Below are 11,984 nucleotides of genomic sequence, written 5' to 3' on the forward strand. Positions count from 1 at the left end.
ATCGCCTCAAGCCGCCTCGGGCAGCGCGCCCGGCAGCAGCGATTCGAGCCGCGCCCGCAACGGGCCGTGTTCGATGCCCGCGAGCGCATCCACCGCGAAGGCGCGGATCAGCAGCGCCCGCGCATCGCCTTCCGCGATTCCGCGCGCACGCAGGTAGTGCAGCTGGTCCGCGTCGAGCTGCCCGACGGTGGCGCCGTGCGCGCACTTCACGTCGTCGGCCCAGATCTCGAGCTGCGGCTTGGTGTCGACTTCGGCGTCCTCGGAGAGCAGCAGGTTGCGGTTCGACTGCAGCGCGTCGGTGCGCTGCGCATCCGGCCGCACGATCACGCGGCCGTTGAACACCGCCCGCGCCGCCTCGTCGAGCACGCCCTTGTACAGCTCGCGGCTGGTGCCGCGCGGCGCGGCGTGGTCGATGCAGGTGTGGTGGTCGATGTGCTGGCGCCCGCTCCCGACGTACAGGCCCGCGAGTTTCGCGTCGCAGCCTTCGGCGCCGAACCGGGTCGCGATCGCGGCGCGCGAAAGCTGCCCGCCGAAAGCAAGCGCGTGCGACACGAAGGCGCTGTCCCGCCCCTGCTCGGCGGCGACGTTCGCGACATGAAATGCCTTTCTGCCCTCCTGCTGCAGTTTCGTATGCGCAATGCGCGCGCCGCGGCCGAGGACGATACGCGTCACCGTGTCGCTCAGATAACCCGCACCGTCCGGCCCGACATGATGCTCGATCACCGTCGCACTCGCGCCCGCGCCGGCGCGGATCAGGTTGCGCGGAAAGCTCGCGCTGTCGCTGCGCGTCGTGACGAAAAGCAGATGCACCGGCGCTTCGATCGCAACGCCCGCGGCAAGGTCGATCCACGCACCGTCGCTCCACAGCGCGGCATTCAAGGCCGCAAACCCGTCCGCCGCGTCACCGGCAGCAGCAAACAGGGGCTCCACGTCATCCGCCCACGCCTCGACCGCCTGCGCCAGACTGCCGACCCTCGCACCCTCAGGCAACGTTGCCGGCAACGACAGCCCCGGCACGAAATGTCCATCGACGAACACCATCCGGTGCGTGCCCTCGATCGCGTGACGAAGCACCACCGCGCGCACCTCGTCCGACACTTCGATCGCTGCATCCACGCGGAATACCCGCCGCGCGATGGCCGCGACGCTGGTGTATTTCCAGTCCTCGTCGCGCGTCGTCGGCAGGCCCAGCGCGGCAAACCGTTCGAACGCCTCGTCGCGGCTACGCTTCAGCCACGGCAACGCCGCCCCCGGAAGCTGCGCCGCCAGCGACGGATACGCCGATAGGAATCCCGGCACGCAGGGTTCTTCCGGACCGATTCTCATCCCGGCCCCTCCGCCGACGCGGCGTGCCGCTTCTGCGCTTCCGCCTCCACCCAGCCATAACCGCGCCGCTCCAGTTCCTGCGCCAGATCCGGCCCGCCGGACAGCGCGATCCGTCCCAGCGCGAGCACATGCACGCGATCGGGCCGGACGTAATCGAGCAGGCGCTGGTAGTGCGTCACGAGGATCATCGCGCGCTCCGGGCTGCGCATCGCATTGACCCCGTTCGCCACGACCTTCAGCGCATCGATGTCGAGGCCGGAATCGGTCTCGTCGAGGATCGCCAGCCGCGGCTCCAGCACGGCCATCTGCAGGATCTCGTTGCGCTTCTTCTCGCCGCCCGAGAAGCCCTCGTTCACCGCCCGGTAGAGCAGCGCCTCATCCATATCCATGAACTTGAGCTTCCCCTTCACCAGCGCGAGGAAGTCCACCGCGTCGAGTTCCGTCTCGCCACGATGCCGGCGCATCGCGTTCAGTGCTGCCTTCAGCAGGTAGATGTTCGCAACCCCCGGAATTTCGACCGGATACTGGAACGCGAGGAAGATGCCTTCGCGCGCCCGATCCTCCGGCGCCAGCGCCAGCAGATCGCGCCCCATGTAGCGGATCTCGCCCTGCGTCACGACGTAGCCTTCGCGCCCCGCCAGCACGTGCGCGAGCGTGCTCTTGCCCGAGCCGTTCGGCCCCATGATGGCGTGCACCTCGCCCGCCCGCACCTCGAGATCCAGTCCGCGCAGGATCGGCTTGTCGTCGACCGTAACGTGCAGATTGCGGATTTGCAGCATGGCGCCCCCTTATCCGACGCTCCCCTCCAGGCTCACGCCCAGCAGCTTCTGCGCCTCCACCGCGAACTCCATCGGCAGCTGCCTGAACACTTCCTTGCAGAAGCCGGACACGATCAGCGACACCGCATCCTCGGCGGAAATCCCGCGGCTCTGGCAGTAGAACAACTGGTCCTCGCCGATGCGCGAGGTGGACGCCTCGTGTTCGACCCGCGCCGTCGGATTCTTCACCTCGATGTAGGGGAAGGTATGCGCCGCGCAGCGGTCGCCCAGCAGCAGCGAGTCGCACTGCGTGTAGTTGCGCGCGCCGACGGCACCCTTGGCGACCTTGACCAGCCCACGGTAAGCATTGCTGCCGTGCCCCGCCGAGATGCCCTTCGACAGGATCGTGCTCTTCGTGTTGCGCCCCAAGTGGATCATCTTCGTGCCGGTGTCGGCCTGCTGCCAGTGGTTCGTCAGCGCCACCGAATGGAACTCGCCCACCGAGTTGTCGCCGCGCAGGATCACGCTCGGATACTTCCACGTGATCGCCGAGCCGGTCTCCACCTGGGTCCACGAGATCTTCGAATTCGCCTCGCGGCAATCGCCGCGCTTGGTCACGAAGTTGTAGATACCGCCCTTGCCGTCCTTGTCGCCCGGATACCAGTTCTGCACCGTCGAATACTTGATCTGCGCCCCTTCGAGCGCGATCAGCTCGACGACCGCGGCATGCAGCTGGTTCTCGTCGCGCATCGGCGCGGTGCAGCCTTCGAGGTAGCTCACGTAGGCGCCACGGTCGGCGATGATCAGCGTGCGTTCGAACTGCCCGGTGTTGCGCGCGTTGATGCGGAAATAGGTCGACAACTCCATCGGGCAGCGCACGCCCGGCGGGATGTAGCAGAACGATCCGTCCGAGAACACCGCCGAATTCAGCGTCGCAAAGAAGTTGTCGGTATAGGGCACGACCGAGCCGAGATATTCCTGCACCAGCGCCGGATGGTTGTGCACGGCCTCGGAAAAGGAGCAGAACACGATGCCCAGTTCGCCCAGCTTCTCCTTGAAGGTCGTCGCCACCGACACGCTGTCGAACACCGCATCCACCGCAACCCCGGCGAGGAGCTCGCGCTCCTGTAGCGGCACGCCGAGCTTCTCGTAGGTGCGCAGCAGTTCGGGATCGACGTCGGCGAGGCTTTGTGGCCCGTCCGCTTTGCCGCGCGGCGCCGAGTAATAGACGATGTCCTGATAGTCGATCGGCGGATGATGCACCGTCGCCCAGTGCGGCTCGGTCATCGTCAGCCAGTGGCGGAACGCCTTCAGCCGCCACTCGAGCATGAAGGCCGGCTCCTGCTTCTTCGCCGAGATCACGCGGATCACGTCCTCGGACAGGCCGCGCGGCACGTCATCGACGTCCAGCGGCGTGTAGAAGCCGTGACGGTATTCCTGGCTGATCAGGTCGTCGAGTTGCACGGAGCGCTTGCCCATCCTGCGATCCTCCACGTTCGGAGCGCATTCCCGTTCCGCTCTTTTACGACCCGGCCACCGCCGTTTCGTTCCTCGCCGCGGCGACGCAGCCGGCATGACACGCGCACCGATGAGAACAAATGTCTCGCAAAGAGCCGCTGCATCCAGTCTAATCTCACGAGAAGCACCGGGAATCCGGAACGAATATCTGGATGCAGGAGAACAACAGCGATGCCCGTCATCCCTCCGCTCGAGCCGCAGCAGTTGTGCACCCGCTGCGACCCCGAGCTGCTCGACTTCAAGACCACCGAAACCCTGCCCGCACCCGACGAGATCTTCGGCCAGGGACGCGCCGTCGAGGCCGTACGTGTGGCACTGGAGATCGACGCCCCCGGCTACAACCTCTTCGTCCTCGGCGAACCGGGCGGCGGTCGCCACGCCGCCGTGCGGCGCCTGCTGGAAACCCACGCGGCCACCCGGCCTTCGCCCGGCGACTGGATCTACATCAACAACTTCGCCGAACCGAACTATCCGCACGCGCTGCAGCTGCCGCCCGGCCGCGGCGCCCAGTTCCGCGACGACATGCAGCAATTCGTCTCCGAGCTCGGCCAGGCCATCGCCGCCGGCTTCGACAGCGACGAATACCGCGCACGCGTCGAATCGATCCAGGACGAATTCAAGCAACGCGAGGAAAGCGCCCTGCGCGCGCTGGGCGACGAGGCGAGCGACAAGAGCATCGCCTTCCTGCGCACCCCCCAGGGTTTCGCCTTCGTGCCCATGAAGGGCGAAGAGAGCCTCGACCCCGAGGCCTTCAGCGCGCTGCCCGAGGACGAGCGCGAGCGCATCGGCAAGCTCATCGAAGGCCTGCGCGAGAAGCTGCACAAGCTGCTGCAACAGTTCCCGCGCCAGCGCCGCGAGATGCAGGGGCGCATGCGCGAAGCCAGCCGCGAGACGCTGGAGCTCGCGGTCGGCCACCTCATCGAGGATCTGAAGGAGCGCCACGCCGACATGCCCGCGATCCAGACCTTCCTCGACAAGGTCCTGCGCGACGTCGTCGAAGTGGGCCAGGAGCTGCGCGAACAGGCGAGCAAGAGCGATTCGTCCGGTCCGAGCGAGGGTGGCATCTCGGCGCAGCGCTACCAGGTCAACCTGCTGGTCGACCAGGATGGGCGCAAGAGTGCGCCTATCGTGTTCGAGGACCACCCGACCTTCCCCAACCTCGTCGGCCGCGTCGACCAGATCGCCCACATGGGCACCCTGGTCACCAATTTCACGCTGATCCGCGCCGGCGCCCTGCATCGCGCCAACGGCGGCTACCTGATCCTCGACGCCGAAAAAGTGCTGACCCAGGCATATGCGTGGGAAGGCCTCAAGCGCTCGCTGAAGTCCGGACAAGTGCGCATCGAGTCGCTCGCCCAGGTCTTCGGCTGGGTCGGCTCCCTGCCGCTGGAGCCCGATCCGATTCCGCTCTCCGTGAAGGTGGTCCTCGTCGGCCTGCGCCGCCACTACTACCTGCTGAAGGCCCTCGATACCGAATTCGATGAACTCTTCAAGATCGGCGCCGACTTCGAGGACGTCGTCGAGCGCAATCCCGACAACACGCGCCACTACCTGCGCAAGGCCGCGGCACTCGCCCGCCAGCAGGGCCTGCTGCCGCTCGACCGCGACGCTGCCGGCCGCCTCGTCGAATACGCCTCGCGCCTCGCCGAAGACGCCGGCAAGCTCTCGACGCACACGCGCGAGCTCGCCGACCTGCTGCGCGAAGCCGATCACGTCGCACGCGCCGCTGGGCACCCCGCCATGCAACGCCGCGACATCGAGTCCGCCCTGGCCGCCCGCATTGAGCGCGCCGACCGTCTGCGCGACGCCGTGCACGATGCCGTCCTGCGCGACACCCTGCTGATCTCGACCACCGGCGCCGAAGTGGGCCAGATCAACGGTCTTGCGGTCATCGACCTCGGCGACTTCATGTTCGGCCGACCCACGCGCATCACCGCCACCGCCCGCCTCGGCGACGGCGACGTCGTCGACATCGAACGCAAGGCCGAACTCGGCCGCTCCATCCACACCAAGGGCGTGATGATCCTGTCGGCCTGTCTCGCGTCGCGCTACGCGCAGAACCGGCCCCTGCCGCTGTCGGCGAGCCTCGTATTCGAACAGTCCTACGGTCCTGTCGAAGGCGACAGCGCCTCGCTCGCCGAACTGTGCGCGCTGCTGTCCGCATTGTCGGGCGTGCCGATTCGCCAGTCGCTCGCGATCACCGGCTCGATCAACCAGCACGGCAAGGTCCAAGCGATCGGCGGCGTGAACGAAAAGATCGAGGGCTTCTTCGACATCTGCAAGGCGCGCGGCCTCACCGGCGACCAAGGCGTCCTGATCCCCTCCTCCAACGTCAAGCACCTGATGCTGCGCGACGACGTCGTGCAGGCGGCCGCTGAAGGACGCTTCCACATCCATCCCGTGACCACCGTCGACGAGGCGGTCACGCTCCTCACCGGCGTCGCGGCGGGCGAACCCGATGCAAAGGGCGCCTACCCCAAAGGCAGCGTGAACCACCGCATCGAAGCCCGCATCAACGAACTCATCGCCCTGCGCAAGGAATTCGCCGTCGGCAAGCGCAACGCGAAGGACAACGGCAAGAGCACGCGGACGCAGGAGCCGAACGGGGGTCTAAAGTGAAGACGTAGAACACCGGAGGTGCCCGATGCAAAGCTCCGCCGCCGCACCGATCACCCTGCAGCCCGGCGATGCACTGGTCATCGTCGACGTGCAGAACGACTTCCTCCCGGGGGGCAGCCTCGCCGTGCCGCAGGGCGATCAAGTCGTCGCGCCCCTGAACGCCCTGATCGCACGCTGCACGACGTTCCGCCTGCCCGTCGTCGCCACGCGCGACTGGCACCCGCCAGAGCACTGCTCCTTTAGTGACCGCGGCGGTCCGTGGCCCCCGCACTGCATCGCGGGCACGCCCGGCGCGGCCTTCGCGCCGACCCTCGCCCTGCCCGCATCCACCACCATCGTCTCCAAGGCCGTCACTGCCGACCTCGACGCCTACTCGGGTTTCGGCGGAACCGATCTGCACGACCGGCTGAGGGCTGCGGGCGTGCGCCGCCTGCTGGTCGGCGGCCTCGCGACCGACTATTGCGTCCTGAACACCGTGCGCGACGGCCTCGCCCACGGCTACGACGTGGTCCTGCTCACCGACGCGATCCGCGCCGTGGACGTCACGCCCGGCGACGGCCAGCGCGCCATCGACGACATGACACGCCTCGGCGCACGTGCGATCGCGTCCGCCGACATCGGGGATCCCGCATGACCCCGTCCGCCCCCGCACTGCTCACCGACCTCTACCAGCTCACGATGCTGCAGGCCTATTTCGACGGCGGCATGACGAAGACGGCATCGTTCGAGTTTTTCGTGCGGCGGCTACCCGAGAGCCGCAACTTCCTGCTCGCCGCCGGCCTCGAACAGGTCCTCGACTACCTCGAGACCCTGCGCTTCAGCGACGAGGAGCTCGCATGGCTCGCGGATTGCGGGCGTTTCCACCGCCGCTTCGTCGACTGGCTCGCGACGCTGCGCTTCACCGGCGACGTCGACGCGATGCCCGAAGGCACGGTGTTCTTCGCCGACGAACCCATCCTGCGCGTCACCGCCCCGCTGCCGCAGGCCCAGTTCGTCGAGACCCGCATCATCAACCTGCTGCAGTTCCAGACCATGGTCGCCTCCAAGGCCGCGCGCTGCACCCTCGCCGCGCCAGGCCGCCTGCTGGTCGATTTCGGCCTGCGCCGCGCACACGGCGCCGAGGCGGGGCTGCTCTCGGCGCGCGCAAGCCATCTCGCCGGCTTCGACGGCACCGCGACGGTCGCGGCCGGCATGCAATGGGGCATCCCGCTCTACGGCACGATGGCCCACTCCTTCATCCAGGCCCACGACGACGAAGTCGCCGCCTTCGAGCACTTCGCCCGCTCGCAACCCGCGGCCAACACGATGCTCATCGACACCTACGACACCGAATCCGCCGCGCGCAAGCTCGCGGACCTCGCCGCCCGCCTCGCGCCCGACGGCATCACGATCCAGGCCGTGCGCATCGACAGCGGCGACCTCGCCGAACACGCCCGCCGCGTGCGCACGATCCTCGACGGCGAAGGCCTGCCCCGGGTGCGCATCTTCGTCAGCGGAAATCTCGACGAATACGCCATGCGCGATCTGGTCGCCTCGGGTGCGCCGATCGACGGCTTCGGCGTCGGCACGCGCATGAACACCTCCGCGGACCAGCCCTGGCTGGATTGCGCCTACAAGCTACAGGAATACGACGGTCAGCCGCGCCGCAAACGCTCGGAAGGCAAGGGGACGTGGCCCGGCCGCAAGCAGGTATACCGGCACCGCGACGCCGACGGCCACCTCGCAGGCGACCTGCTCACGACCACGGACGATCCCGCGGACGGAGAATCCCTGCTCGTCCCGGTGATGCGCGCCGGCAAACGCCTCGCCGCATCACCACCGCTCGCCGCGGTGCGCGCCCATGCCGCCGCGAACCTTGCGACGCTGCCGCCCCGCCTGCGACAGGTCGCCCCCGCCGAAGCACCGCCGGTCACCGTTTCCAATGCGCTGCGCGAGCTCGCGGAAACCGTCGACCGGCGGCAAACGGCGTTCCGCCGGTAACGACGGCCGGCCGCCCCTGACGCTCAGGAAGTGCGACAGACCTCCTCGAGGACGCGGCGCACCCGCATCATCGCCTCCTGCAGCACCACCTCGATGCTGCTGAACTGGATCCCGGTCTCGCTCGCGCCGCGACCGGCAGCGAAGTTCGCCACCACGTTGATCGCCGCGTAAGGCAGGTTCAGCTCGCGCGCCAGCGCCGCCTCGGGCATGCCCGTCATGCCGACCAGATCGGCACCGTCGCGCTCCAGGCGATTGATCTCGGCCGCCGTCTCGAGACGCGGCCCCTGCGTCGCGGCATACACGCCGCCGTCGTACATCGCTTCGCCCACCGCAGCCGCGGCCGCGAGGATGCGCTGACGCAGCGGCTCGTCGTAGGGGTGGGTGAAATCGATGTGATGCACCGCCGACTCGCCGCCCTCGAAAAAGGTGCTCTTGCGGCCCCACGTGTAGTCGATGATCTGGTTCGGCACCACCATCGCCCCCGGCCCGAATTCCGCAGGGATGCCGCCCACCGACGCGACCGACACGATCGCCGACACCTTCGCATGCTTCAGCGCCCAGATGTTGGCGCGGTAATTCACCTGGTGCGGCGGAATCGTGTGGCCGTAGCCGTGGCGCGCCAGGAACACCACCGGCTTCTCCGCCAGCTTGCCGAAGGTGAGCGCGCCCGACGGTTCGCCGTAAGGCGTGCGCGCAACCTCGCGCCGGGTGATTTCGAGCGTCGAAAGCTGGGTGAGTCCGGTCCCGCCGATAATCGCGAGCATGAAGCCTGTCTCCTTGAAAAACGGCGCCGATTCTAGCACGCAGCCGCACAGCCCCCCTCGACAGCATGGCGACGGTTGCCCGCCCGCTACCCCCACGACATCTGCCCCGCCGGCAACGCAGCCTCCAATCGCACGACGATCCATGCTGCGACGCCGCACCGCGTGCTAAAATTAAAAACTTTTCAAAGACTTCCGGCCCCACATGTCCCGCTCCATCCGCAACATCGCCATCATCGCCCACGTCGACCACGGCAAGACCACGCTCGTCGACCAGCTCCTGCGCCAATCCGGCACCTTCCGCGAGAACCAGCAGGTCTCCGAACGCGTGATGGACTCCAACGACCTGGAGAAGGAGCGCGGCATCACGATTCTCGCCAAGAACTGTGCGGTCCAGTACGGCGACACCCACATCAACATCATCGACACCCCGGGACACGCCGACTTCGGCGGCGAAGTCGAGCGCGTGCTGTCGATGGTCGACGGCGTGCTGCTGCTGGTCGACGCGGTCGAAGGCCCGATGCCGCAGACCCGCTTCGTCACGCGCAAGGCGCTCGCACTAGGCCTCAAGCCCATCGTCGTCATCAACAAGATCGACCGCCCGGGCAGCCGTCCGGACTGGGTCATCAACCACACCTTCGATCTGTTCGACAAGCTCGGCGCGACGGAAGAACAGCTCGACTTCCCGGTCGTCTACGCCTCCGCGCTGAACGGCTACGCGATGCTCGACGCCAGCCAGCCGGGCACCGACATGAAGCCGCTGTACGAGGCGGTCCTCAAACACGTACCGCAGCCCGAAGTCGATGCAGAGGGTCCGCTGCAACTGCAGGTCTGCTCGCTCGACTACTCGACCTACATCGGCCAGCTCGGCATCGGCCGCATCAAGCGCGGCAGCATCCGTCCGAACCAGGAAGTCATCGTGATGTACGGCGATGAAAACCGCGGCAAGGCCAAGATCGGCCAGATCCTGACCTTCAAGGGCCTCGAACGCAGCCAGGCCGACTACGCCGAAGCGGGCGACATCGTCCTCGTGTCGGGCATCGACCAGGTCAATATCGGCGTCACGATCTGCCATCCCGACCGCCTCGAAGGCATGAAGCCGATCGCCGTCGACGAACCGACGCTGACGATGAACTTCATGGTCAACTCGTCGCCGCTGGCCGGCCGCGAAGGCAAGTTCGTCACCAGCCGCCAGATCCGCGAGCGCCTCGAAAAGGAACTGCTCAAGAACGTCGCGCTGCGCGTCGAATACACCAACGACTCCGACGTGTTCCTGGTCTCCGGCCGCGGCGAACTGCACCTCACCATCCTGCTGGAAAACATGCGCCGCGAAGGCTTCGAGCTCGCAGTCGGTCGTCCGCGCGTGGTGTTCCGCGACATTGACGGCGTGAAGTGCGAACCGTACGAAATGCTCACCGTCGACGTCGAGGAAGAGCACCAGGGCGGCGTGATGGAAGAACTCGGTCGCCGCCGCGGCGAACTGCAGGACATGCAGTCCGACGGCAAGGGCCGCACCCGCCTCGAATACCGCATCCCGGCCCGCGGCCTGATCGGCTTCCAGGGCGAATTCCTGACGCTGACGCGCGGCACGGGCCTCGCGAGCCACGTCTTCGACGACTACGGCCCGATGGCCGGCGCGATGGGCGAGCGCCGCAACGGCGTGCTGATCTCGCAGGACGATGGCCAGGCCGTCGCCTACGCGCTGTGGAAGCTGCAGGACCGCGGCCGCATGTTCGTCACGCACAACGACCCGGTGTACGAAGGCATGATCATCGGCATCCATTCGCGCGACAACGACCTGGTGGTGAACCCGATCAAGGGCAAGCAGCTCACCAACGTGCGCGCCTCGGGCACCGACGAAGCCGTGCGCCTGATCCCCGCAATCCAGCTGACGCTCGAATCCGCGATCGAATTCATCGCCGACGACGAACTGGTCGAAATCACGCCGAAGTCGATCCGGCTGCGCAAGCGCTACCTGACCGAAAACGAGCGCAAGCGCGCGAACAAGGCTGAAAACGCCTGAAGCTGACAGCGACCGCCGGGTTCAATCCGGCGGGTCGACCAAAAAAAGGCGCTGCATCTGCAGCGCCTTTTTTCTTTTCCGACCGCCCATCAGGGCGGTCAGGATTACTTACGATCCGCCAGATACGCCGCGAAGTCCGTGCCGACTTCCGGATGACGCAAGCCGAGTTCGACTGTCGCCTTCAGATAGCCGAGCTTCGAGCCACAGTCGTAACGCACGCCCTGGAACTGGTAGGACAGCACCGCCTCTTCCTTGAGCAAGGATGCGATCGCGTCGGTCAGCTGCAGTTCGCCGCCAGCACCCGGCTTGATCGAACGCAGGTGGTCGAAGATATGCGGGGTCAGGATGTAACGCCCGACCACTGCCTGCGTCGTCGGCGCATCCTCGGGCTTCGGCTTCTCGACGATGCCGGTCACGCGCTGCACGTCGCCCTGTTGGCTCTCGGTGCTGACAATACCGTACTGGCGGGTGTCTTCGCGCGGCACGTTCATCGTACCCAGTACCGAACAGCGGTTGTAGTTATACACGCCGACCATCTGCTGCATGATCGGCTCTGCGCCGTAGTTGTCCAGCAGGTCATCGGCGAGGATCACCGCGAAAGGCTCGTCGCCGACAACCGGCGCGGCGCACAGCACCGCGTGCCCCAGACCAAGCGCTTCGGACTGCCGGATGTAGATGCAGTTCACGCCCTTGGGCACCGTCCGCTGCACCAGCGCCAGCAACTCCTTCTTGCCTCGCGCTTCGAGTTCCGTTTCCAGCTCGTAGGCCTTGTCGAAATGGTCCTCGATCGAGCGCTTGGTGCGCCCGGTGATGAAGATCATGTCGGTGATGCCGGCGGCGACTGCCTCTTCGACCGCGTACTGGATCAGCGGCTTGTCGACGATCGGCAGCATTTCCTTCGGGCTGGCCTTGGTGGCCGGCAGGAAGCGCGTGCCCATGCCGGCAACCGGGAATACCGCCTTGGTGACCTTTTTCATTGGATGACTCTCCCTTGTTTCA

Annotated in this window: 9 protein-coding genes; 4 read left to right on the plus strand and 5 right to left on the minus strand. The window is 66.9% G+C overall.

Annotation, left to right across the window (positions count from 1 at the left end; genetic code table 11):
- Window positions 1-6: 6 nt before the first annotated feature.
- Genes sufD through sufB form a run of 3 tightly spaced genes read right to left on the minus strand, consistent with a single transcriptional unit; the run spans window position 7 to window position 3,563 of the window.
- A complete protein-coding gene (gene sufD, locus AzCIB_RS13590; protein ID WP_050416389.1) occupies window positions 7-1,326 on the minus strand; it encodes a Fe-S cluster assembly protein SufD in 1,320 nt (439 codons plus the stop codon).
- Window positions 1,323-2,105, minus strand: a complete 783-nt coding sequence (sufC, locus tag AzCIB_RS13595; protein ID WP_050416390.1) for a Fe-S cluster assembly ATPase SufC — start codon at window positions 2,103-2,105, stop codon at window positions 1,323-1,325. Before sufC ends, sufD begins: the two co-directional genes overlap by 4 nt.
- Before the next feature lie 9 nt (window positions 2,106-2,114).
- Entirely contained in the window at window positions 2,115-3,563 is a 1,449-nt protein-coding gene (gene sufB, locus AzCIB_RS13600; protein ID WP_050416391.1) for a Fe-S cluster assembly protein SufB, read from the minus strand.
- 210 nt (window positions 3,564-3,773) lie between these two features.
- Here sufB and AzCIB_RS13605 point away from each other — a divergent pair, with 210 nt between their 5' ends.
- From AzCIB_RS13605 to AzCIB_RS13615, 3 genes are read left to right on the plus strand one after another with little or no spacing between them, the layout of a single operon-like run.
- Window positions 3,774-6,221, plus strand: coding sequence for a Lon protease family protein (locus tag AzCIB_RS13605; RefSeq protein WP_050416392.1), 2,448 nt, complete (start codon window positions 3,774-3,776; stop codon window positions 6,219-6,221).
- Window positions 6,222-6,246: 25 nt separating this feature from the next.
- The gene (locus tag AzCIB_RS13610) at window positions 6,247-6,855 is read left to right on the plus strand and encodes an isochorismatase family protein (protein WP_050416393.1); all 609 of its coding nucleotides are present in this window, start codon (window positions 6,247-6,249) and stop codon (window positions 6,853-6,855) included.
- On the plus strand, window positions 6,852-8,201 hold the full coding sequence (locus AzCIB_RS13615) for a nicotinate phosphoribosyltransferase (RefSeq protein WP_050416394.1): 1,350 nt from the start codon (window positions 6,852-6,854) through the stop codon (window positions 8,199-8,201). Before AzCIB_RS13610 ends, AzCIB_RS13615 begins: the two co-directional genes overlap by 4 nt.
- A gap of 23 nt (window positions 8,202-8,224) precedes the next feature.
- On the opposite strand, the gene AzCIB_RS13620 is transcribed toward AzCIB_RS13615, so the two are convergent.
- Window positions 8,225-8,965 (minus strand): S-methyl-5'-thioinosine phosphorylase, encoded by a 741-nt coding sequence (locus tag AzCIB_RS13620; protein ID WP_050416395.1) that lies wholly within the window; start codon window positions 8,963-8,965, stop codon window positions 8,225-8,227.
- Between the two features lie 202 nt (window positions 8,966-9,167).
- Here AzCIB_RS13620 and typA point away from each other — a divergent pair, with 202 nt between their 5' ends.
- Complete coding sequence (gene typA / locus AzCIB_RS13625) at window positions 9,168-10,985, plus strand: translational GTPase TypA (protein ID WP_050416396.1); 1,818 nt, start codon at window positions 9,168-9,170, stop codon at window positions 10,983-10,985.
- A 104-nt stretch (window positions 10,986-11,089) separates the two neighbouring features.
- Here the strand turns inward: typA and galU are convergent, their stop codons facing one another.
- A complete protein-coding gene (galU, locus tag AzCIB_RS13630; protein WP_050416397.1) occupies window positions 11,090-11,962 on the minus strand; it encodes a UTP--glucose-1-phosphate uridylyltransferase GalU in 873 nt (290 codons plus the stop codon).
- Window positions 11,963-11,984 lie beyond the last annotated feature (22 nt).

Origin of the sequence: Azoarcus sp. CIB, assembly GCF_001190925.1 — a bacterium.
In the GTDB taxonomy this organism is placed as follows: domain Bacteria; phylum Pseudomonadota; class Gammaproteobacteria; order Burkholderiales; family Rhodocyclaceae; genus Aromatoleum.